Origin of the sequence: Shouchella phoenicis, from assembly GCF_047238345.1 — a bacterium.
Classification (GTDB): Bacteria; Bacillota; Bacilli; order Bacillales; family Bacillaceae_D; genus Shouchella.
The window spans coordinates 2,571,186-2,594,115 of the sequence record NZ_JBDFMQ010000001.1 but is presented as its reverse complement, the minus strand read 5'-3'; the positions used below and the strand labels follow the sequence as shown (position 1 = coordinate 2,594,115).

General features: G+C 39.8%; 29 protein-coding genes and 1 other annotated feature. Of the genes, 24 read left to right on the top strand and 5 right to left on the bottom strand.

Annotation, left to right across the window (positions count from 1 at the left end; all coding sequences use genetic code 11):
- The first annotated feature begins 16 nt into the window (after positions 1-16).
- From speD to ABC361_RS13895, 10 genes are all read left to right on the top strand, one after another.
- Positions 17-409, top strand: coding sequence for an adenosylmethionine decarboxylase (speD, locus tag ABC361_RS13940; protein WP_413074519.1), 393 nt, complete (start codon positions 17-19; stop codon positions 407-409).
- A 123-nt stretch (positions 410-532) separates the two neighbouring features.
- Positions 533-943, top strand: a complete 411-nt coding sequence (locus tag ABC361_RS13935) for a DUF1499 domain-containing protein (protein ID WP_413074518.1) — start codon at positions 533-535, stop codon at positions 941-943.
- Between the two features lie 74 nt (positions 944-1,017).
- Positions 1,018-1,473: a transcriptional regulator NrdR gene (nrdR, locus tag ABC361_RS13930; protein WP_255223604.1), complete on the top strand. Its 456-nt coding sequence runs from the start codon at positions 1,018-1,020 to the stop codon at positions 1,471-1,473.
- Between the two features lie 55 nt (positions 1,474-1,528).
- A complete protein-coding gene (locus ABC361_RS13925) occupies positions 1,529-2,941 on the top strand; it encodes a replication initiation and membrane attachment family protein (protein ID WP_413074517.1) in 1,413 nt (470 codons plus the stop codon).
- Positions 2,942-3,868 (top strand): primosomal protein DnaI, encoded by a 927-nt coding sequence (dnaI, locus tag ABC361_RS13920; RefSeq protein ID WP_255223602.1) that lies wholly within the window; start codon positions 2,942-2,944, stop codon positions 3,866-3,868.
- Between the two features lie 121 nt (positions 3,869-3,989).
- On the top strand, positions 3,990-5,102 hold the full coding sequence (mqnC, locus tag ABC361_RS13915; protein ID WP_413074516.1) for a cyclic dehypoxanthinyl futalosine synthase: 1,113 nt from the start codon (positions 3,990-3,992) through the stop codon (positions 5,100-5,102).
- A gap of 139 nt (positions 5,103-5,241) precedes the next feature.
- Positions 5,242-6,108 carry a sporulation protein YtxC gene (gene ytxC / locus ABC361_RS13910; RefSeq protein ID WP_413074515.1) on the top strand — a complete coding sequence of 289 codons (867 nt, stop codon included), beginning with the start codon at positions 5,242-5,244 and terminating at the stop codon, positions 6,106-6,108.
- Positions 6,109-6,439: 331 nt separating this feature from the next.
- Positions 6,440-8,368, top strand: a complete 1,929-nt coding sequence (gene thrS / locus ABC361_RS13905; RefSeq protein WP_413074514.1) for a threonine--tRNA ligase — start codon at positions 6,440-6,442, stop codon at positions 8,366-8,368.
- Between the two features lie 147 nt (positions 8,369-8,515).
- On the top strand, positions 8,516-9,511 hold the full coding sequence (locus ABC361_RS13900; protein WP_413074513.1) for a Gfo/Idh/MocA family protein: 996 nt from the start codon (positions 8,516-8,518) through the stop codon (positions 9,509-9,511).
- A complete protein-coding gene (locus ABC361_RS13895; protein WP_413074512.1) occupies positions 9,512-10,435 on the top strand; it encodes an aldo/keto reductase in 924 nt (307 codons plus the stop codon). It abuts the gene before it with no gap.
- Between the two features lie 114 nt (positions 10,436-10,549).
- Here ABC361_RS13895 and ABC361_RS13890 read toward each other — a convergent pair whose 3' ends face one another.
- The gene (locus ABC361_RS13890) at positions 10,550-10,870 is read right to left on the bottom strand and encodes a cupin domain-containing protein (RefSeq protein ID WP_413074511.1); all 321 of its coding nucleotides are present in this window, start codon (positions 10,868-10,870) and stop codon (positions 10,550-10,552) included.
- Positions 10,867-11,403 (bottom strand): GrpB family protein, encoded by a 537-nt coding sequence (locus tag ABC361_RS13885; RefSeq protein WP_413074510.1) that lies wholly within the window; start codon positions 11,401-11,403, stop codon positions 10,867-10,869. The genes ABC361_RS13890 and ABC361_RS13885 overlap by 4 nt, the downstream gene beginning before the upstream one ends.
- Positions 11,404-11,536: 133 nt before the next feature.
- Between ABC361_RS13885 and ABC361_RS13880 the strand changes: the two genes are divergently transcribed.
- The 12 genes from ABC361_RS13880 (at position 11,537) to ABC361_RS13825 (ending at position 20,317) form a co-directional block, all read left to right on the top strand.
- Positions 11,537-11,908, top strand: coding sequence for an OsmC family protein (locus tag ABC361_RS13880; protein WP_413075777.1), 372 nt, complete (start codon positions 11,537-11,539; stop codon positions 11,906-11,908).
- A 160-nt stretch (positions 11,909-12,068) separates the two neighbouring features.
- Entirely contained in the window at positions 12,069-12,791 is a 723-nt protein-coding gene (locus ABC361_RS13875; RefSeq protein ID WP_413074509.1) for a YIP1 family protein, read from the top strand.
- Positions 12,792-14,126, top strand: coding sequence for an efflux RND transporter periplasmic adaptor subunit (locus ABC361_RS13870; RefSeq protein ID WP_413074508.1), 1,335 nt, complete (start codon positions 12,792-12,794; stop codon positions 14,124-14,126). It abuts the gene before it with no gap.
- Positions 14,123-14,794, top strand: a complete 672-nt coding sequence (locus ABC361_RS13865; RefSeq protein ID WP_413074507.1) for an ABC transporter ATP-binding protein — start codon at positions 14,123-14,125, stop codon at positions 14,792-14,794. Before ABC361_RS13870 ends, ABC361_RS13865 begins: the two co-directional genes overlap by 4 nt.
- 22 nt (positions 14,795-14,816) lie before the next feature.
- On the top strand, positions 14,817-16,010 hold the full coding sequence (locus ABC361_RS13860; RefSeq protein ID WP_413074506.1) for an ABC transporter permease: 1,194 nt from the start codon (positions 14,817-14,819) through the stop codon (positions 16,008-16,010).
- Positions 16,011-16,070: 60 nt separating this feature from the next.
- Positions 16,071-16,193 (top strand) — a sequence feature (ribosomal protein L20 leader region).
- A gap of 66 nt (positions 16,194-16,259) precedes the next feature.
- Positions 16,260-16,763, top strand: a complete 504-nt coding sequence (gene infC, locus ABC361_RS13855) for a translation initiation factor IF-3 (protein ID WP_413074505.1) — start codon at positions 16,260-16,262, stop codon at positions 16,761-16,763.
- 39 nt (positions 16,764-16,802) lie between these two features.
- The gene (gene rpmI, locus ABC361_RS13850) at positions 16,803-17,006 is read left to right on the top strand and encodes a 50S ribosomal protein L35 (protein WP_413074504.1); all 204 of its coding nucleotides are present in this window, start codon (positions 16,803-16,805) and stop codon (positions 17,004-17,006) included.
- Positions 17,007-17,038: 32 nt separating this feature from the next.
- Positions 17,039-17,398, top strand: a complete 360-nt coding sequence (gene rplT / locus ABC361_RS13845; RefSeq protein ID WP_255223592.1) for a 50S ribosomal protein L20 — start codon at positions 17,039-17,041, stop codon at positions 17,396-17,398.
- Between the two features lie 56 nt (positions 17,399-17,454).
- Positions 17,455-17,712, top strand: a complete 258-nt coding sequence (locus ABC361_RS13840; protein WP_413074503.1) for a DUF1294 domain-containing protein — start codon at positions 17,455-17,457, stop codon at positions 17,710-17,712.
- Positions 17,713-17,741: 29 nt separating this feature from the next.
- Positions 17,742-18,326, top strand: a complete 585-nt coding sequence (locus tag ABC361_RS13835) for a TVP38/TMEM64 family protein (RefSeq protein ID WP_413074502.1) — start codon at positions 17,742-17,744, stop codon at positions 18,324-18,326.
- 141 nt (positions 18,327-18,467) lie between these two features.
- Positions 18,468-18,794 (top strand): DUF485 domain-containing protein, encoded by a 327-nt coding sequence (locus ABC361_RS13830; RefSeq protein WP_413074501.1) that lies wholly within the window; start codon positions 18,468-18,470, stop codon positions 18,792-18,794.
- Complete coding sequence (locus ABC361_RS13825; protein ID WP_413074500.1) at positions 18,791-20,317, top strand: solute symporter family protein; 1,527 nt, start codon at positions 18,791-18,793, stop codon at positions 20,315-20,317. The genes ABC361_RS13830 and ABC361_RS13825 overlap by 4 nt, the downstream gene beginning before the upstream one ends.
- 58 nt (positions 20,318-20,375) lie before the next feature.
- Here the strand turns inward: ABC361_RS13825 and ABC361_RS13820 are convergent, their stop codons facing one another.
- On the bottom strand, positions 20,376-20,774 hold the full coding sequence (locus tag ABC361_RS13820; protein ID WP_413074499.1) for a sigma-w pathway protein ysdB: 399 nt from the start codon (positions 20,772-20,774) through the stop codon (positions 20,376-20,378).
- Between the two features lie 160 nt (positions 20,775-20,934).
- Between ABC361_RS13820 and ABC361_RS13815 the strand changes: the two genes are divergently transcribed.
- On the top strand, positions 20,935-22,011 hold the full coding sequence (locus ABC361_RS13815) for a M42 family metallopeptidase (RefSeq protein ID WP_413074498.1): 1,077 nt from the start codon (positions 20,935-20,937) through the stop codon (positions 22,009-22,011).
- A 15-nt stretch (positions 22,012-22,026) separates the two neighbouring features.
- Positions 22,027-22,311, top strand: coding sequence for a hypothetical protein (locus tag ABC361_RS13810; RefSeq protein WP_413074497.1), 285 nt, complete (start codon positions 22,027-22,029; stop codon positions 22,309-22,311).
- A gap of 7 nt (positions 22,312-22,318) precedes the next feature.
- On the opposite strand, the gene ABC361_RS13805 is transcribed toward ABC361_RS13810, so the two are convergent.
- Together ABC361_RS13805 and sspI are read right to left on the bottom strand one after the other, a co-directional pair.
- Positions 22,319-22,501, bottom strand: coding sequence for a hypothetical protein (locus ABC361_RS13805; RefSeq protein ID WP_099301449.1), 183 nt, complete (start codon positions 22,499-22,501; stop codon positions 22,319-22,321).
- A 106-nt stretch (positions 22,502-22,607) separates the two neighbouring features.
- The gene (gene sspI, locus ABC361_RS13800) at positions 22,608-22,814 is read right to left on the bottom strand and encodes a small acid-soluble spore protein SspI (protein ID WP_413074496.1); all 207 of its coding nucleotides are present in this window, start codon (positions 22,812-22,814) and stop codon (positions 22,608-22,610) included.
- Positions 22,815-22,930: the final 116 nt, after the last annotated feature.

The following is a 22,930-nucleotide window of genomic DNA, read 5'->3' as shown; positions in this document are numbered from 1 at the left end:
TAAGGGGGATATCGATATGGATACAATGGGTCGTCATGTCATTTCCGAGCTTTGGGGTTGTGACACTGAGAAATTAAACAACATGGAATTTATCGAAAAAGTATTTGTTAATGCCGCTTTGAAAGCAGGAGCAGAAGTAAGAGAAGTCGCGTTTCATAAGTTTGCTCCACAAGGTGTTAGTGGGGTTGTGATTATCTCCGAATCACATTTAACCATTCATAGCTTTCCAGAGCACGGCTACGCAAGTATTGATGTGTATACATGTGGTCCAATTATTGATCCTAACGTTGCTGCTACATTTATTGCAGAAGAGTTAGGTGCGAAGACGAGCGAAGTAGTAGAGATTCCTCGTGGAATGGGTCCAATTAAAATCGACAAGAAAATGGAAATGAGCGAAACTGCTCGTTAATGAATAAAAAGTATTGCATTCTATGCAATACTTTTTTTGTGCGCCTAATACGCTTTCTTACATAAAACGGAACCGTATCATAAAGAAACTTATGGTATGATAGGAAAAAAGGTGAAAAGGGAGATGAAGGCTTTGGGCGTTCGGGATACGTTCAATCGAGTATTTAGTACAAGAACAGAAACAGGGGAAATCCATCCAAACAAAGAATTGCAAACACGTTACTATAAAACCACAAAAGAAAAGGCGATGGCAGCAATTGAAGAGTTGTTAAAAAAACGCGGCTTTCTCATAAAACGAAGTGAAGAGGAACGTGGTGAAATCGTTGGGCAATCAGCCAAAGGAAAAAAAGTGTTGATTGTCGTCTCTGTTATCACCGTTAAACCGTTTCGCACGGCTGTTGATTTTTCGTGCGCAACAGATACAGCTCTTCCAAGTGATTTTGGAAGTAGTAGAAAACTGACTCTTTCATTGTATCAGGAATTAGACAATACGCTGCCTTATATTGGATCTGCGCTTGGAAGTGAATTACTGTAACCTCTTGCCAGAACGAGTTTTTTTTACTATGATAGATTAAAATGAGTGTATAGGTCGCAAATGGAGATGATGAGATGCGCTGTCCCAAATGTCACCATAATGGTACACGGGTGCTAGATTCAAGACCAAGTGACGAAAGTCGCTCCATCAAACGAAGACGAGAATGTGAGCAATGTATGCAGCGTTTTACAACCTTTGAAACGGTTGAGGAGACGCCTTTACTTGTCATAAAAAAAGACGGGATGCGTGAAGAGTTTAGTAAAGAAAAAATTCTTAGAGGACTCGTGCGCGCGTGTGAAAAACGTCCTGTCCCAATTGAAACACTAGAAGACATCGTCGTAAACGTAGAAAGACAATTACGTGATGACGGCAAGAAAGAAGTTCAAAGTGAAGATGTTGGAGAACTCGTTATGGGGTATTTGGCAGAAATCGATGATGTTGCTTATGTAAGATTTGCATCTGTCTATAGGCAATTTAAAGATATTAATGTTTTTATTAAAGAACTAACAGATTTAATGAACAAAGGATAAAAGGAGCTAAAGCGAAGCTGCGCTTAAGCTCTTTTTTTCGCTAGGAGGAAAGAATGTGTCTGGACACTGGAAAGAAGTCTTACCAGTTGACTCCTATTGTATAAGGCTAGCGGACTTTATTACGGAGGTGGACGCCCATGTGCTCACCTTACTTTATCAACCTTTAATTGGAGCAGATGCCGTTGGTCTCTTTAAAAGTCTTGTTGCGCAATTGCCAAACGGAGTCTATGAGGGTGATTTTCATACCCATCAACATTTAAGTTTAATGGTCGGACTCTCGATGTCTGATTTGCTTGAAGCCCGAAAAAAACTAGAAGCTATCGATTTAATGAGAACGTATCAACGAAAATCTTCTTCAAAGCGTGCCTTTATTTATGAGATCCAACCACCGATGAAGCCGCATCAATTTTTTAATGATGATGTGCTAAGTGTGTTTCTTTACAATAAATTAGGGAAAAATGGGTATCGAGGGATTAAAGAACGATTTAGCTTAAAGCAAATAGAGAGTGACGCGTTTGAAGAAGTAACAGTGGCGTTTTCCGATGTATTTGCATCGTTCCAACACTCAGAGATGCAACCAGCTTTAAGAAATCGACAAGGTGATGCAGAGCATGCCCATCTGGCTATTATAGGAAAAGACAAGCAAGGATTATCCTTTCATACATTTGATCATGATTTAATGAAACAATCGTTATCAAGCTACGTTGTTCCAAAAGATGTGCTGTCAAAAGAGCGATTGCAGCTTATTGAAAAACTGGCATTTGTTTATCAAATTGAGCCCCTTACAATGGCGAATCTTGTGGAGCGATCCATCGTAAACGATGAGCTAGATGCGAAAAATCTTCGCAAGACCGTACAGAACTGGTATAAACTTGAGAGTAGTGCGGTTGCACCGGCGCTTGGTTTAAAGACCCAACCTGTAGCAAAGCGAACGGTTCAGGCCGAACCCCAGTCTGAAGAAGAACGAGTGGTTAAATTTTACGAAGAAACCGCTCCTCTTACTTTATTAGAATTAAGGCAAGAAGGAGCGGTCGTTTCGCCGCCAGATTTAAAGATTATTGAAGAACTCATGGTTGATTATTTGCTGAATCCTGGTGTTGTTAACGTCTTAATTGACTACAATTTATTTCAAAACGATATGAAATTGTCCAAGCTTTTTATGCAAAAGATTGCAGGTCATTGGAAGCGGAAAAAAATTGGTACTGTGCCGGATGCGATTCATCTTGTGAAAACCGATAAGCAGAAGAAGAAAGAAGGCCAAGCAAACGCGGCTTCTGGAAGACGGAACAAACGTCAAGATCAATTGCCAAAATGGTTGGTACAAGAAAAAAATGATGAAAAAAAGCAAGAGATGAAAAAAGATACAATCACTCAGAAAGAAAAAGCGAGCGGCACTGCTGATACGCAAGAGCTTGCAGATCTAATGGCTGAACGTAATCGACGCCGAGCGCAGAAGGGAGAGTATTAAATGGATTCCATACAAAATGCGTTTGCTTCAATGGACAAAAATGGACGACTTCAAAAGCAAATTGCGGAGCAAAAGCGGCGTGTCACAACGTCTAAACCGGTTCAATCCTTTTTACGAGAACAACATGAAATTACCGAAGACATGATTGATCGTGGCTTAAGTAAGCTATATGAATTTAAGAAAGAGCGAGAGAACTGTGAAGCTTGTCCGGGTTTAGATAAGTGTCCTAATATGATGCAAGGATATCGCCCTACAGTTTATGTGGAAAGAGGCGGTCTAGAACTCACGTATTCAAAGTGTCCACTTAAAATCGACGACGAAGAAAAAAATAAGCAACAAAAGCTAATCCAGTCGTTTTATATTCCCAAGGATGTGTTAGAAGCGACATTTGACCACATTGATCAAGATGCGGCTCGAACAAAAGCGATTACAGCGGCAATTAAGTTTGCGGCACAAGCACAACCTGGAGAACATGGAGAAGGGCTGTATTTATACGGCAAATTTGGTGTTGGAAAATCTTATCTTTTAGGCGCTATTGCAAATGATTTAAAAGAAAATGGCGTTAAAAGCTTTTTGATCTACACACCTGATTTCTTCAGGGAGATGAAAGGTGCGATTGGAGACGGTACTTTTCAAGAAAAACTTGAAGCCGTTCGGACAGCACCTGTTTTAATGCTAGATGATATTGGTGCAGAAACAACAACAGCGTGGACGCGAGATGAAATATTAGGACCGATTCTTCAATACCGTATGTCAGAACGTCTGCCAACGGTTTTTACATCAAATTATGATTACGATGAATTAGAGACACAGCTTGCTTACTCAGATAAAGGTGGAACAGAAGAGTTGAAGGCAAAGCGAATCATGGAACGAATTAAGCATTACACAACGTTTGTTGAAGTGGAAGGAAGAAATCGGCGTAGCTAAGAAGGGAGCGCATCCCTTCTTTATTTGTGCCTGTCATGAAGCCGATTGAATTGGAAGTTTAAGATTATCTATGATACGATTAAAGAGACTACTAGACTATTTGTGCTTGGGGGTACAAGAGATGAGTGTAGATGCGATTTTAGAAAGAGCAGTAAATGGTGAGCGCATATCTATGGCAGACGCCGTAGAACTATATAAATGTGATGACTTAGATAAACTAGGCCGAGCGGCTGACACAATTATGAAACAATGGCACCCTGAGCCTGTCACAACATTTGTTATTGGACGAAACGTCAATTATACAAATTTCTGTGATACATATTGTTCATTTTGCGCGTTCTATCGTCCTCCAAATCATAAGGATGGCTACGTTCTTGATGATGAAGTGATTTTTCAAAAGATCAAAGAAACGGAAGATGTTGGCGGTACAGAAATTTTGATGCAAGGTGGTACAAACCCGAACTTAAAACTTGATTACTATACAGATCTTTTAAAAGGGATTAAAGAACGGTTTCCGAACATTTGGATGCACTCGTTTTCACCGGCTGAAATTTGGAAGATTGCCGACGTTATGGACATGACTGTAGAGGATGTTTTACGTGAACTTCACGAGGCTGGATTAGATTCTATGCCAGGTGGAGGAGCGGAAATTTTAACGGAAGAAACGAGAATGCGCGTGAGTCGTTTGAAAGTGACGGCGGATCAATGGCTTGAAGCAATGAAAGCTTCTAAAAAAGTAGGCATGTTTGGGTCGGCAACAATGGTCATTGGGTTTGGTGAATCATTTGAAGAACGAGCACTTCACTTACAACGTGTTCGCGATGCGCAAGACGAAACTGGCTGCTTTACAGCATTTATTTCTTGGTTGCTTCAGCCAGAAAATACAGGGTTAAAACGTTTGGAGAAACTGACGCCTGAAGATTATTTGAAGAACGTAGCGATTTCACGAATTTTCCTTGATAACATTGCGAATTTCCAATCTTCATGGGTAACCATGGGACCGGAAGTAGGAAAAAAATCGCTTCACTTCGGGTGCAATGATTTTGGAAGCACAATGATGGAAGAAAACGTTGTGTCAGCAGCAAACACGACTCACAAAGTAAATTCTAACTTAACGTTAAAACTAATACGTGAAGCAGGAAAAATTCCAGCTCAACGTAATACGAAATACGACGTCCTTCATCGTTTTGAAGGGGACGAAAAGGTTGATAAAGATTTTGTCATGCAAAATTAATAAACCTCTTAACATACTCTTGAGCGTACACGCTTGAGAGTATTTTTTTGTAATGGCATGTTTTGTTTAATTTCACATAAGTTAAGAGTAGGTGAAGGATACGTGCAAACGTAGTTGGAATAGTTAGGGGGACTCAAGTTTGCTTGCCATTTATGTTAAAGAAGAAAAAAGTCGTCAAAGGCTTTATGTGAAGATGGCTCAATCAATGGGAGAATTAAATAAACTTGGATTAGAGACAACGATTGAACAGAAAGAAAAAAATAAGATGGTTTTATCCTTTATAAAGAAAGATCCAGATCTCACAGAGTCCTATCAATGTTTTCTAGCGGCTTTGTTAACAGAAGATGTATTGGCAACGTATGAAATAGGGTGGTTAACTGAGGTAGCACGTGAGAGTTATAAGTCGTGTGAAGAAGAGCGCAAACAAATTGTTGCCATTGCGCAATCCATATTGAATGGAGATCGGGAAGACTTACTTTGTAAACAGCTTGCAACTAATCGTTGTAGAGCGTTGTACAAAGCGTTTTTTCAACAACTGGTGTCTGAAGAGCCTCTTTATTATGAAGCTTTTCTGACCTTTCGAATAAAAGAATACACGGAATTCTTAATGGATTGTATTGAGCTAGCGATTGATGAATACTGCTCAGAGCAAGAACATCAAACTACGGTTGATGCGATTCGCCAAACTGTCGCGTTTCAAAAGACGAAGCGATCTGTTATTTACTTAGTACATAATGAAACGTTTCGAATTTATGATGACTATTTTCGTGAGTTAACAGCAGACGAGTGCCAGTTTTATATTACGGAATCGTTTGAAAATGATGCGTTCGTAGGGAAGATGGAACAACTGATTTTATCGCTAATTGAAATGTCCCCTGAATACATCTACGTTTTTACAAAACAACCGGACCACCACACCATTTTGCTTATTCAAACTATCTATCAAGAGCGTTTGAAAATCTATCCGCTCGAACGATATGTTTCAACAACGCTCGATCACGTTTAGTACGAATAAACCTAAATTAGACTTGCAATCGGAAGGATGATCTAGTTATAATAAGAAAAAAGTACAAGAAAAAGTCACGATAAGGACAAGATTACTCAAATGTTTGTTCACTAGAGAATGGGGTCTAGGCTGGAAGCCCCTAAGCAATGTTGAGTCATTACCACCTTTGAACTGCTTCAATGAATAAAGTAGTTGAAGCCGGCCCGCAACCGTTATTTGTATGTAGAGTATTTTAATAGGGTGGAACCACGAAACCACACTCGTCCCTTTTGTTTAAGGAACGAGTGTTTTTTATTTGAAAAAAACTGAAAAAGAGGAAGGTTGAACCGACATGGCAGACATGGAGTTTGTATTCCCCGATGGAGCGAAAAAGTCGTTTCCAGAAGGAACATCAACAGAAGATATTGCGGCTTCGATAAGTCCAGGGTTAAAGAAAAAAGCGTTAGCAGGAAAGATTAACGGTGAATTAATTGATTTAAAAACACCGCTCCCTCATAGCGGTGATATTGAAATTGTGACGCCTCCATCTGATGATGCGCTAGAAATTATGCGTCACAGTACGGCCCACTTAATGGCTCAAGCCGTTAAGCGACTTTTTCCAAATGTAAAACTAGGCGTCGGTCCAGTCATTGAAGGTGGCTTTTATTACGATATTGATGCGGATGAATCAATTACAGCTGAAGACTTGCCTAAAATTGAAAAAGAGATGAAAAAAATTGTTGCTGAGAATCTCGAGATTGTACGAGAAGTGGTAAGTCGTAATGAAGCGATTGCTCGTTTTAAAGAAATACATGATCCTTATAAGCTAGAGTTAATTAAAGCGATTCCTGAAAATGAGGATGTAACCATTTATAAGCAAGGGGAATTTTTTGACTTATGTAGAGGAATTCATATTCCGTCTACAAATAAAGTGAAAGAATTTAAATTGCTTTCTACTGCTGGTGCATACTGGCGTGGAGATTCGAAAAATAAAATGCTACAGCGAATTTATGGCACAGCGTTCTTTAACAAAGAAGATTTAAAAGCACACTTGCACATGTTAGAAGAAGCAAAAGAGCGCGACCACCGCAAATTAGGAAAAGAACTTGGGATTTTTGCGTTATCGCAAAAAGTTGGACAAGGTTTACCGATGTGGTTACCGAAAGGGGCAACCATTCGTCGAATTATTGAACGTTATATTGTCGATAAAGAAGAACGCCTTGGCTATCAGCACGTCTACACGCCAATACTTGGTTCTTCAGAACTTTATAAAACGTCAGGACATTGGGAGCACTACAGCGACGATATGTTTCCACCGATGGAGATGGATAATGAAACGCTCGTATTACGTCCGATGAATTGCCCGCATCACATGATGATTTATAAACAAGACATGCGCAGTTATCGTCAACTGCCTCTCCGTATCGCAGAATTAGGCATGATGCATCGTTATGAAATGTCAGGTGCGGTCTCTGGGTTACAGCGTGTAAGAGGTATGACATTAAACGATGCCCACATTTTCTGTCGTCCAGATCAAATTAAAGATGAGTTTGTGCGTGTTGTACGTCTTGTCCAAGAGGTATATAAAGATTTTGGTCTTGAAAATTATTCGTTCCGTTTGTCTTATCGTGATCCAGAGGATAAGGAAAAGTATTTCGATGATGATGAGATGTGGAATAAAGCACAATCAATGTTAAAAGAAGCGATGGACACACTGGGTGCAGATTATTATGAAGCCATTGGAGAAGCGGCATTTTACGGTCCGAAATTAGATGTGCAAGTTAAAACGGCGCTAGGCAAGGAAGAAACACTTTCGACCGTTCAGCTCGACTTCTTGCTACCTGAGCGTTTTGACTTAACATATGTGGGAGAAGATGGGAAGCAACATCGTCCAGTCGTGGTTCACCGCGGGGTTGTGTCCACAATGGAACGCTTTGTTGCGTTTCTGCTTGAAGAATACAAAGGGGCTTTACCAACTTGGCTAGCACCTGTGCAAGTGCAACTCATTCCTGTTTCAAACGAGGCTCATTTGGATTACACGAAACATGTTCAAGAAACGTTACAAGCAGCTGGAGTGCGGGTTGAGATTGATGATCGTGACGAAAAACTTGGCTACAAAATTCGTGAATCACAAATGCAGAAAATCCCTTATATGCTCGTATTAGGCGATAAAGAAGTTGAAGCAAATGCAGTCAACATCCGAAAATATGGGGAAAATGAATCAACATCAACATCCCTAGATCAATTTGTCGAGATGATTCAAACTGAAGCACGTAAATAAATGAAATGCGCAAAAACCGACTTTCAGCTTATAATCATGCGAAAGTCGGTTTTTCGTTTATTCACATACATGTAATAAGCAGAATGTTTAGGATTTTATGTTGTTTTTATGCTAGCATAGGTGGAGAACATGTATTGGAGGGATAAGATGAAAACATTAAAATGGGGTGTTCTAGGTACAGCCACGATCGCGAAGAAGTCGGTTATACCAGGTATCATAGAATCATCATTAGGAGAACTTCACGGAATTGCAAGTCGCACGCAGGCAGCAGCGGAAGAAGTCGCAACATCTTTTTCAATTCCAAACGCATATGGATCTTATGAGGCCTTGCTTGCCGATCCGGAAATTGACGCGGTTTATATTCCTTTACCGAATCATTTACATATGGAATGGGTAAAAAAAGCAGCGGCAGCTAAGAAACACATATTATGTGAAAAGCCTTTAGCATTAGATGCAAAAGAAGTAGAGGACATGATGAGAGCGTGTAAGGAGGCAAATGTACTTCTTATTGAGGCTTTTATGTATCGTCATCAATTGCGCTATCAACACATCTTGACTGATATTAAAAACGGGGAAATTGGCGAGCTGAGGGGCATTCGCGCAGCATTTTCGTTTAATAATGCAGGGGATTATCAAAATTTCCGCATGAAGCGAGAGAATGGTGGCGGAAGTTTATTTGATGTCGGCGTGTACCCGTTAAGTTTGGCAAGAATGATTTTTAGAGAAGAACCGAATGCCGTAACAACCCATAGTTTTACGCCAGCTACCCATGATTATGTGGATATGGTTACCGCAGGACTTGTTGAATTTTCAAATGGAAAGTTTTTAACGTTTGATTGTGGCATGTGGTCAGCGTTTCGAAACGAGGTCGAAATTTTAGGAACTGATGGAAGGATTGAAATTGCAAACGCTTTTACAGGCGGGAGCGAGGGGTATGATCTTTTTAAAGGAGACGAAGTTATCCATAAAGAAGTGAATGATACGAATCACTATGCAAAACAAGCGGACCAATTTGTACGAGCTGTATGGGAAGAAGAAGCGCCGTTATTTTCAAGTGAAGACTCGTTAAAAAATCAACAGTTGCTTGATGCATGTATGAAATCTCACCAAAATCAAACGCGAATTTCTTTAGGAGGCCATTAAATGAGAACGATTTCAATTAAAGGTGTGCAAAAACCGATATCATCGTTAATTATGGGATCAGACTATTTTTCGCCTGATGAGCAAAACCGAGTCGACGAAATGATTGATCAGTTTCTTAGTATTGATGGGAATACGATTGATACTGCCTATATTTACAATGGTGGAAAGAGTGAAGAAGCAATTGGGAATTGGATTGACAAAGGCAATCGTTCTAACATTAATTTGTGGACAAAAGGTGGGCATCCAAATCAAAAGGGCCATACCATTAACCAGTACGATCTTACTGAACAGTTAAAAGAAAGCTTGGACCGTTTAAAAACGGACAAAGTAGAATTATATGCCCTTCACCGTGACGATCCGAAAGTTCCGGTTGGCGCAATTCTTGAATGGCTCAATCGTTTTGTGGAAGATGGGTATATCGAAGCGTTTGGAGGTTCAAATTGGCCTGTGGAGCGACTTGCAGAGGCAAATGCCTATGCGGCTGAACATCAGTTAAAAGGTTTTTCTTTTTCAAGTCCTAATCTTAGCTTGGCTAAAGCACAAGATCCGTATTGGCCAGGTTGCCTTAGTTTAACAGGGGCAGATCTGGATTGGCACAGCGATACGAAACTACCTGTTTTTTCTTGGTCAGCTCAAGCAAGAGGTTTCTTTACTGGTCGCTTTTCGAGAGAAGATCGAAGCAATGAAGATCTTGTAAGGGTGTTTTATAACGATCAAAATTGGGAGCGCTATGACCGTGCAACACGTTTAGCAAAGGAAAAAGGGCTGACCACCATTGAAATTGCTCTTGCCTATGTCATCAATCAGTCGTTCCCGACAGCAGCTATTATTGGTCCTCAAAACCAACAAGAAATGATCTCTTGTGCGAGAGGGGCTGGATTAAGGCTTTCAAAAGAAGAAGTGGATTGGTTGGACTTAAAGTAATTCATTACAGGAAACGTTCTAATAGCACTGAGTACCAATGTTGATTTGAAATTGGCGATGACTCCATTGCAAAAGGGTCGCCGCCAATTTTTGATTTTTTTGAGTATATTTTACTTAACGTTCAAATTGAATGGTCTCAACCACGATTACTTGTGAGTCTTCTAATGCAACAGTCTCATGGTATTCTCCTGCTGTCCACTCAACCATTTGTAAAGGCAATAGCTCACAAGATTCTTGATTTGAACTTACCTCCACTCGGCCTTGAAGACAACATAAGCGTTGTGCCGTGTGAGCTTGATGCATACCGATTTTTTCACCTTTCGAAATGGTTATGAACGAAATGTTTGTCGCTGCACTAGTTAAGGCCAATGGAAAAGCGAGGGCATTTGATTGATGTTGTGTTAGTTTTTTGGAGGATAAGGTGGATACAATCACAGATCATCACCTGCTTTTTTTAAGATGGACGCGATAAATGCTTCTTTTCCTTTTGTATAAGCTTTCTGATCTGACGGGAATCGTTGAGCTAAATCGATCTTTAATGTCTCGTAAACGTCACGATCTGAAGGGTGTGTTATTAAATAATCACGAAACGTAACGAAAGACATAAATGTTGGAGAAGCTTGCTCAACAATATGAAGAACGACTGTTTTTTCTTGTGTTTCAAGACTAGTAAACCTGCCCATAACAAATCGGTCTTTTAAGTTAACGTTTTGCAACCGATAATAATGATGTTGCTTTAGCTTATCAAATGGAAAGTAGTCAAAAGTCGCTAAAGATTGAATGCCTACACATACATCAAGTAGGGGTTTTGCTTTAATTCCCAGTATGGCTGTTGAGCCAATATGTTCAATCGTAGGAGAAAATGAGCATAAAAGTTGAGCTAATCGCTGTTTTTCGTTTTGAAATGCTTCTGACCAAGTTTGTTGATGAGGCAGAAGATACACATCTTTGTTTTTTAAACCAAGCAACAAAAAATCACTCCTTTGCATTGTGTTACTAATTTTACTGAATTTTTAAGTCAATCGCCAGTCTGTTATTTGTCGCTACAAAAGGGTATAATACTAGAAGAAATAAGGAGGTATTCTTTTGCTAACATACAAAATGAAAGACATTGGTTATTCAATTGATTTGCCTTACGGGCAGCTTGATATAAGTGGGGATGAAACAGCTGGTTTTAGACCGTTCCAACTACTTGTTTCGTCGATTGCGGTTTGTAGTGGAGGCGTATTTAGAAAGATTTTAGATAAAAAACGGCTCTCCTATACAAATATAGATATAGAAGCAGATGTTGTTCGTAACGAAAAAAGTGTAAACGAAGTAACGGAAGTTCACTTACGATTCATTGTGGAAGGGGCAGAAGCGAGTCACGAAAAGCTAGAAAAAGCATTGGAACTAGCTACAAAAAACTGTCCAATCGTGCAATCGGTGAATGGAAGCATCTTAATTACGGAAACGATTCAAATCAAGTCATAATGATTGGGAACATCTCGGAGTGAGAAATTCCGAGGTGTTTTTTTGTGTGCATTTTTAATGAAAAATGAAAAGAAATTTTCTAAAGTTTTTCTAAAGTGGCACCATTTTACGACATTTATATGTATAATTAAGGAAATAAAAAGAAAAAGGGGATCATGAAATGGAACAAAGAAGTGAGGCTTACGACCTCGAAGACATTCATACTGTTAAAAAACCAAATATTTTTTCATTTCTTTTTAGCCCAATGAAACAGTTTGATCGTATTCGTTACGAACCTAGAGCGCTAGGTCCAATGTTTCTTATTCTAGCCATTGTGTTAGTTGGTTTACTTATTCCTCTTTTAGCTGGACAAGGCGGTCTTTTGCCAACTGAAATAGGTGATTCTTATAGCGATGAAATGTATGTGGATGAGTATAACTATGAATCTGATCCGTTTGTAGGTATAAATGTCGAATCTTTTATTACGGGAGCAGTTGTGTGGATAGTGGTGTTAGGGATATTTTCAATTGTTCCGCCTATTTTAGCACTTCTTCTCTTTGCTTTTAGTAAAATGCATAATCGTGAAACAACCTATGGAGCACTTTATTCTATGACGGTTTTTGCTTCACTTGTGCCAAGCATCGGCTTTTTATACATAATGATTATGAATACAATTGCAAGTACATATGGCTATATCTATACGGCGCCAACCGTATTTGTGAGTGAAGAACATCTTCTCTATCCTTTTTTAGCAAGTTTAGAAGTTTCAACCATTCTCTTTATCATACTAATCACCGTCGGTTTAATGCGTACCGCTGCTTTTGATCGCTTGGTAGCGTTAGCAATTGGTGTCGGGATGTATGCGATGGTCTTTATTTTTCAAGTTATAGGAGGCATGTTGTAAGTGAAACTATGGGCAAAAGGAATTGTTGCAGGTCTTGTGGTCGCATCGGTCACCACATTTACAGTTTATGGAATGACAACAGGGAGAGATTTAGCCGTGAGCGGACAAGAAGAAATGTTCGATCTTATTTCACCGATGTATGAGGATTTAAGTACAACGGTTATGGTGCCTGGTTCCTTAGAGTTAGTGAATCGACAAATCGTACAACCTTCTTCTGAAGAAGAGACTTACGAGATTTTAGTTGAAACAGGTGAAGACGTGGAAGAAGGCACGCCTATTCTGCAATATAGTACAACAGAAATCGATTTTGAAATTCAAGATATAGAGTTGCAGATGCAACAAAGCCAAGCAACGATCACAAGTTTAACGTCATCAGAAGCAGAGATAAACAGACAAAGAACAAGCCCAGATGTTCAACCAACATATTTAGAAAATGAGGAAACAGGTGAGCGAACGGAAGTAGAACCGCTCGTATCGATCGCCGAATTAGATGCTCAACTTACTGAATTAGCTCAGCAAAAAAAAGCTGAGAATTTCACGTTAACTCGACTAGAAAATCAGTTAGAGACTGCAAAGAAACAAAAAGAAGAACGAACGTTGACAAGTTCTATTAATGGGAAGGTTCTGAGCATTAATGATCTTGGAGACACTACAGACGATCTAGGAAATTCATTGCCGTTAATGGAAATTGCAGATACAACAGAGTTTACTATTACAGGCAATGTGTCAGAACGTCAATCAATGGATATTGAGCTTGGTCACGTAGCTTCTATGTATTCAGATTCAATGGAAGAAGGATTTTGGACAGGAGAAGTGATTGATGTGTCCTATTTCCCAGCAGAAAGTGATGATTGGTATGGCGATTCAGCAGGCTCGCAGTATCCTGTTACGATAAAAATTACAGAAGGCGACACAGAACAATTGCGTCCTGGTTATCAAATGATGGCGGAGATTGTGACGAGCGAGCAAATGGGCTTAACGCTAGATATGGCGCTTGTTCTTTATGATGAATTTGGAAGTTATGTGTATGTATACGAAGATGGGTTTGCCGTTCGTAGAGATGTTGAAATCGATTATGCAAACGACTATGCCGTACAAATTTTAGAAGGGTTAACGGAAGAAGATCTTGTTATTGCTGATTATATGGGTGTCGTAACAGAAGGTATGCTCATTACACCAAATGAAATAATGGAAGGAGACTACGAAGACGAGGGTAGTGAAGACGGCTTTGAGGAAGAGGAATTTGACGTTGAAGATGGAGAGTCGTTTGAAGATGACTTTTTAGAAGATGAAGACCCCGAGCTAGAAGAGCAAGAGGGGGATGGTGAGTTGTGATTACGTTAAATCAAGTATCGAAATCGTTTCGATTAGGTCCTACTTGGTCACAAGTACTTGCGCCAATTGAGTTAACAATTGAAAGGGGAAGCTTCATGTCCATTATGGGGCCTTCTGGTTCTGGTAAATCGACGCTTATGAATATTTTAGGTTGTTTAGACAAGCCGACAACTGGTCAGTATTTGTTGGATGAAGAAATCATTAGCATGCAAACTCCGAAACAACTTGCCCGAATACGTAATCAAAAAATTGGATTTGTGTTTCAGCAGTTTCATTTACTTCCGCGACAATCTGCCTGGAAAAATGTTGAGCTGCCACTAATTTATAGTGGCATGAAGAAAAAAGAGCGAAAGCAGCGAGCGTTTGCTGCGTTAGAAAAGGTTGGATTAGCGGATCGCGTTCACTATAAACCAACGTCTTTATCAGGGGGACAAAAACAGCGCGTGGCAATTGCCCGGGCAATAGTCAATAACCCGTCATTAATTTTAGCGGATGAACCCACTGGTGCACTTGATACAAAAACAAGTGAGTCGATCATCCAGCTGCTGCGAGAATTGAATCAAGCAGGTGCAACGGTAGTTATTATTACCCATGAAACGGAAGTTGCTGCGAAAACAGATCGCATCGTTTATGTTCGAGACGGGAAACTTCAAGAAGCTGCATCGTAGGGTCGGGGAAAGGATTGAATCAGTGAATATTATTGAAAACATAAAAATGGCTTTTAGTTCAATCGCCGCTCAAAAGATGCGCGCTATTTTAACGACACTTGGAATTATTATTGGGGTTGCAGCGGTGATTATGGTTGTCGCAATTGGGCAAGGAGCAGAACAAAAATTAAAAGAACAAATGATGGGCGTTGAGAATATTCGACAAGTTTTCTTTGAGCCTTCAGAAGAAGACCAAATGCAAAACCCGAATATTTGGGTTGGACAACAATTTACAGAACGTGATATTGAAGACATTGAGCAATTGTCTGATGTTCAAGCAGTTGTAGCCACCGCGTTTGATCATCGGAATTTAACGGTTAATGAACAAGAGAGTGAAGCGGAAATTCTTGGCACAACGATGCATTATTTTGACCTTTATGGCTATGAGGCAATGGATGGTGCTCTGTTAACTCCGATTGATTTTCTAGCAGGAACAAGAAAAGCCGTACTTAGCACATCTTTAGCAGAAATACTTTTTCCATACGAGTCCCCAGTAGGTCAATCGATTAAAATTGGCGCATACCCTATTGAAATTGTTGGTGTTTTAGCACCTTCAGAGAGCGTCCTCAGTTATGATAGTACACAAGTTATTATGCCCTATGAAACGTGGAAGCAAGTTTTCTTCCGGGAAGGTTATTCAGGCCTTAGCATCCGAGCAGAATCCGTTGAGTCTGCTGAATGGGCGGTAGCTGACACCATTCATACACTAAATACGAATCACGATACAATCGATGCTTACCAAAGTCATGATTCCAGTCAATATTTAGAAGCAGATGCGGGCATTACACAAATTCTTACAATCATTATTGGCGGAATCGCTGGAATTTCCTTGCTCGTTGGCGGCATTGGGGTTATGAATATTATGCTTGTATCGGTTACTGAACGAACAAAAGAAATTGGAATTCGCAAATCAATGGGTGCAACGACAGGCCAGATTATGCTACAATTTCTTGTGGAATCAGTTGTCTTAACCTTTTTAGGTGGAATGATAGGCATTGTTGTTGGAAGTGTTCTCGTGTTTCTAATTGGATCAGGCTTTAACTTAGATGTTGCTTTATCAGTCCCTGTGATTGTCATCGCTTCAACGTTCTCCATTGTTGTAGGAATTATTTTTGGAATCCTGCCAGCAAATAAAGCTGCAAAACTTAATCCAGTAGATGCATTGCGCTATGAATAGATCCATAAATCGTTGACAGGGAAGTTCACTCGTGGTATAGTAGCTTTTGTGTTAGTCAAATAAAGCAAGAAGAAGCACCCGCTTCTCACCTGTTGACGCTTGTTGTCAGGTTAGAAACCGTCAGTTTTTTGAATTAAGCTGATTAAATGTGGGTGCCGTGTGTACTCGCATTTTTTTGCGTAGCGACGTTTTATATTGCTTTAGCTGCATCACAAAAACCACTGGAGGTGGCTCATTATTAGCAAGGACATGTTGGTCAATGAAGGGATTCGAGCTCGAGAAGTACGTTTAATTGGCGCTAATGGCGATCAAATTGGCGTGAAATCAAAGCATGAAGCACTGGAAATGGCACAAAAAGTAAATCTTGACCTTGTCTGCGTGGCACCAAATGCGAAACCGCCTGTCTGCCGTATCATGGATTACGGAAAATACCGCTATGAGCAGCAGAAAAAAGATAAGGAAGCGCGTAAAAAGCAAAAAATTGTTACGGTTAAAGAAGTTCGTCTTAGTCCAACGATTGAAGATAACGACTTTAATACGAAATTAAAAAATGCGCGTAAATTCCTTGAAAAAGGCGATAAGGTAAAAGCTTCGATTCGTTTCCGCGGTCGTGCAATTACGCACTCTCAAATTGGGCGTGACGTACTAGAGCGTCTTGCAAAAGAATGTGAAGATGTTGCCACTATTGAAGCTCGTCCGAAAATGGAAGGGCGCAGCATGTTTCTCATTATGGCTCCAAAAGCGGAGAAATAATTATAGTTTTTTAGGATTAGTTAAAAGGAGGACGTTATTATGCCTAAGATGAAAACTCACCGTGGCGCTGCAAAGCGTTTCAAGAAAACAGGAACTGGCAAGCTAAAGCGTTCACACGCGTTTACTAGCCACATGTTCCGTAACAAGTCTCAAAAGCAAAAACGTAAACTACGTAAGTCTGCAATCGTTCACTCTGGTGACTTCAAACGTATTCACCAAATGCTAACATACAAGAAAAAATAAACTGTTCGTTCAGATAGAAGGAGGGATTTGCGATGCCAAGAGTAAAAGGTGGATATGTCGCTCGTCGTCGTCGTAAAAAGGTTTTAAAACTAGCTAAAGGATATTACGGTTCAAAACATACGTTATTTAAGTCCGCACAAGGACAAGTAATGAAATCACTTCAGTATGCATACCGTGACCGTCGTCAGAAAAAACGTGACTTCCGTAAACTTTGGATTACACGTATTAACGCAGCGGCGCGTATGAATGGTCTTTCTTACAGCCGTCTTATGCACGGACTAAAGCTTGCTGAAATTAATGTAAACCGTAAAATGCTTGCTGAGCTAGCAGTAAATGATGAAAAAGCATTTGCTCAACTAGCAGATCAAGCAAAAGCTAGCTTAAATAATTAATAAAAAGTACAGCCCCGTGGCTGTACTTTTTTAAAGTATATAGGGGAAGTGAAAGCATGATCATTTATTTATCACTGCTTTCGGTTTTTACCATGCTGGTAATGGGTATGGATAAGCACAACGCACGGAATCGAAAAAGTAGGATACCAGAAAAAAGTCTGTTTTTATTAGCTGTCTTAGGCGGAAGTGTAGGTCTTTTAGCAGGCATGTATGTGTTTCGACACAAAACAAGAAAACCTGGGTTTAAATATGGGATACCAGCAATCATACTCATTCAAATAGGGGTAGGGTTGTTCATTTCCTCGTCGTTGTAGCATATACATGAAAAGAAGGAGGCGTAACTATGGAAGGCTTGCTAAATGATACTCTCGCCTATATTGAAGCTGCTGGATGGTACGCACCAATGTTGTTTATCATCCTTCACATTATACGTCCAATCCTTTTTCTACCTGTTTTACTCGTTACATTAGCCGGGGGCTATGTATTTGGAATGTTTTACGGGATGATTTTTTCATATGTTGGGTTAATGGGTGTGAGTCTGACCTTTTATTGGCTGATTGAGCGGTTTCCAAGCATCTATGAAAAATTAAAAGGGATTAAAGAAAAGCTTTTTGGTTCAAGAGGGAACGTGAATATTTGGCAACTGCTTCTACTTCGGATTATGCCATTTGTCCATTTTCACGCACTATCATTCTACGTTATGGAAGAATCAAAAAATTATCGTGATTACGTAAAAACGTCGGCAATCATTAATATCTCACCTGCCGTTGTGTATACAGCATTTGGAGGATTAATTCATCAACTTCCACTGCCTGGAGTAGTTGCTTTTGCTCTATTTTTACTTTTATTTATGTTCATCTTGCGCCCGAAAAAACATGGTGACCCAATTCACACAGATGATTTAGAGACCCCGATACCGCAAAAGTAAGGGGTCTTTTGTTCGAGATTAATTATTAGAAAATTATCAATTGACTTATTGTTAGCGTTTACATAAAATAAGTATATTCATATATGTGAAGGAGGACAAAGAAAATCAGTCTAAGCGTTGAATGAATGGAGGAGAGGTTTTATGAGAAAAAAACAGGATACGTATTATGAGAAAGTGGAGAAGAGTTCTTCATTTAGGCAATTGATGAAAGAGAAAAAAGCATTTTTAATCCCTTCAATTATTTTCTTTATGATCTTTTATTTTTCTTTGCCTGTATTAGCTGTTTATACGGACCTCTTAACGGGACAGGTCATTGGTGAGATTACGTGGGCATGGGTCCTAGCTGTTGCGCAATTTATTATGACTTGGACACTTTGTATTCTATATGTAAAAAAAGCCGCTCGATTCGATAAGCTTGCAGATAAAGTGATTGAGGAAAATGAAGAGAAAGGGAGGGTTAGCCTATGAATATAGCAGTTATTTCTTTGTTTTTAGCAATCGTTGCGCTTACCCTTGTTATTACATATTTTGCGGCAAAACGAACGAAAACAGCGAGTGAATTTTATACAGCTGGTGGCGGCTTAACTGGTTGGCAAAATGGACTTGCCATTGCAGGGGATTATTTGTCTGCGGCTTCGTTTTTAGGGATTGCAGGGGCAATTGCATTATTCGGCTTTGATGGGTTTTTCTACAGCATTGGCTATTTAGTAGCGTATCTTGTTGTGATGTTTATTGTCGCTGAGCCATTGCGTAATCTTGGTAAATACACTCTTGCCGATATGATTCACTCTCGCTTTGATGCAAGGAAAGTTCGTGGTGTTGCGGCTGGAAGTACAATTACCATCGTTGTGTTTTACATGATTGCACAGTTAGTAGGGGCGGGAGCACTCATCCAATTATTATTTGATATCCCTTACACGTGGGCAGTGTTATTAGTTGGAGTCATGATGACAACGTACGTATTGTTTGGTGGCATGACTGCAACGAGCTGGGTACAAATTGTAAAAGCGGCACTTCTCATGATCGCAACTGTTCTCATTTCAATCATGGTGCTGATTCAATTTAATTTCAACATTTTAGAAATGTTTTCAACAGTTAGTGCCAATGAAGGATCAGGATTTTTGAATCCTGGTGGTCAAGGAAGAGCACCGATTGATTCAATATCATTAATGCTTGCATTAGTGCTTGGTACGGCGGGACTTCCGCACATTTTAATGCGTTTCTTTACAGTCCGAGATGCGAAAACCGCGAGAAGTTCTGTTGTGACGGCTACTTGGATCGTTGGCATTTTCTATCTTTTGACGATTTTCTTAGGATTTGGTGCTGCTGCATTTGTAGGTTCAGAAGCCATTATGGAAGCGAACCCGGCTGGAAATATGGCGGCTCCATTGTTAGCACAAGAACTTGGTGGCGAACTATTTATGTCTTTTGTAGCCGCTGTAGCATTTGCAACAATTTTGGCAGTGGTAGCAGGGCTCGTTTTATCAGGAGCTTCTGCTTTTGCTCACGATGTCTACGGACAGATCGTTAAAAAAGGCAAAGCAACGCCAAAGCAGGAAGTTGTTGCAGCAAGACTTGCATCTGTAACTGTCGCTATTCTTTCTATTGCGCTGGCGCTATTCGCGCAAAATCTAAATGTGGCGTTTTTAGTAGCATTAGCTTTTTGTGTAGCGGCGAGTGCAAATTTACCAGTTATTGTGTACACCATTTATTGGAAGCGGTTTAATACAGCTGGAGCGATTACGGCGATGTTATCGGGATTACTGTCTGCTCTCTTTTTAGTTGCAGTTAGTCCAAATGTAATCCGAGCAGATGGTGGGGCATTTATTACAGGTGAACCGTTAATTGATTTAACGAATCCAGCAATCATTTCTGTGCCAATCGGCTTTTTAGGTGGAATTGTCGGTACATTCCTTTCGAAAGAACGAAATGAGCAAAAGTACGCAGAAGTAAAAGTTCGAGCAAACGTAGGGTTGAAAAAAGCAGAATAAACCAGATCGTAATAAATAAGAAGCGTTCGGCTTAGAGTCGATCGCTTCTTTTCTTAGATCAATTATTTGTAAGGGTCGAATTCTTTATAAATGCTTTTACAGGCTGGTTCCATTCAATCACTGCTTGCGGATAGCGAATTCGAATCTCTTCCTCAAGAAAATGGAAATCTTCATAGCGAAAGCCTTTTAACGTATGGGTATCTGTGTGCATCTGGATACGGGTGACGTCAAAGGAATCAGAAGTAGCCTCAAGATATTTTTCCCCTTCAAACATGAGTCCTTTATACGTAATGAAAAAATTTTTTCTGACGTTATCTTCATCATCAAGAAAATAAAATTCACGCTTCTCTTGTGCCTTAGAGAGTTTTCTTTCTGGCTTTAATGTATATTTAATGAGGCTATAAGCAATAACAATAATAGCTGTGATCATTAGGATCTGAAATAGAATCACAAGCATAACAAGCAGCTCCTCTCAAAATCGTCCTCTTTTTATGCATACGTGTAAAGAGATCGTTAGGTTTCATTATTAGTTATAAAGTTTCCCGCTGAACTTGTCTACTAAACGTTTGTTGAAAAAAAGAAATTTCGCTATACTACAGATAATGATAATTGAAGGAGTGCTAAAAGTGGATCAAACGTTACAGATGTTAAAAGATTTAACTGATGCAAATGGGATTTCTGGTTTTGAAAAAGAAGCAAGAGATGTGATGAAATCATACATAACGCCTTATGCAGACACGATTGAAACCGATCATCTTGGGAGCTTAATTGCGAAGAAAGTCGGTAATGAAAATGGCCCTAAAATTATGATTGCAGGCCATTTAGACGAAATCGGCTTTATGGTGACAACAATTGATGATAAAGGATTTATACGTTTCCAAACAATTGGTGGTTGGTGGGGCCAAGTGATGCTTGCACAACGAGTAACCATCATGACAAAAAAAGGAAATGTGACAGGGGTTATTGGATCAAAACCACCACATGTTTTAACGCCTGAAGCGAGAAAAAAACCTGTTGATATTAAAGACATGTTTATTGATGTAGGTGCAAGTTCAAAAGAAGAAGCAGCAGAATTCGGTGTTACACCAGGTGATCCGATTGTTCCTGTTTGTGAATTTACTGTTATGAATAATGAAAAGATGCTGATGGCTAAAGCGTGGGATAACCGAATTGGCTGCGCCATTGCCATTGATGTGTTAAAACAACTACAGGACGAACAACATCCAAATATTGTTTATGGGGTAGGTACAGTACAAGAAGAGGTTGGATTAAGAGGGGCTAAAACAAGTGCACATGCAATACAACCAGATATCGGCTTCGGCGTAGATGTTGGAATTGGTGCTGATACACCAGGTACAAAAGGAGAAGGAACCCTTGGTAAAGGCCCGCAAATTATTCTGTTTGATGCGTCTATGATACCTCATAGAGAACTTCGTGATCTCGTAGTCAATACCGCAGATGAGAACAAGATTCCGTACCAATACGATTCATTAGCTGGTGGCGGAACGGATTCTGGATCTATTCACTTAACGGCAAACGGTGTACCTGCATTATCCATTACAGTGGCGACGCGTTACATTCATACGCATGCAGGCATTCTTCACCGAGACGATTATGAGAATACGGTGAAATTACTCGTTGAAGTTATCAAAAAATTAGACGCAGACTCGGTAAAACAGTTAACGTTTGGCTAAAAAGGGAGTTCTATCATGAATGTGTTTGGTAAATGGTCATTTGTTTTAACGTTCATTTCTGCGATTATGTTAAGTGTTTTTACAGTTTTCCTTGCTACGGGGTTTGCAACAACGTTTCCTGCATGGGTAACGAATGCGTTAGGATCGATTGCTTTACTCGTTCTATTCGCAGGGGTAGGATTTAGTTTGGCTTCAATTGGCAGGGGAGAACCGGGAAAGTGGAAATTAGCTCCATGGGTATTAATTGGCTTGAGTGTCATTGTGTTAATGATTTTAATGAACGTTGTTTACATGAATTAATCAATCATTATTGGTACGATCGATTGCGAATTAAGTCAATCCCATATAGAAAAATACTGACATGTAGCATGAACAGAAAAAAACGAAATCCACGAAAGCCGTATGTATCCATTGGATGTTGAAACATAAACCATACACTATAAGCGAGTAATACAAGCGCAACAAGTGAAAAAAACCACCGATAAAGCATAGGATCTTCCTTTCGAAGACAGACATGCTTTCATCTTATGCGCTTGTCACTCTGAATAGTCACGGCAAAAGCAATAGAAAAAAGCGAGCGGAATCGCTCGCTTTTTTTAATTCAACCCTTTACTAATCTCAGCACAGAGCTGATCTTTAGTCGATTCATCGGCTTGTTGCCAATAGACTTCAAAGAGAACCCCGAGGCCAGGAAGCATTTTTTCTTCGCCGCTTTGAATGGCGTCTAAGATCGTAGCTTCAACATCTTCTTGACTTGATCCTTGGATATTAGACATAATTGCACCACGTAAATTAAATCCCATTTGACAACCTCCTAAAGTAAATGAATCATGGATAGTATGGCTCAATTGGGCTAGTAATTATGTACAAAACCAGCTATTCTTTAGTTAGAAGTGATTGGATAAAGTGAGGGCAAACG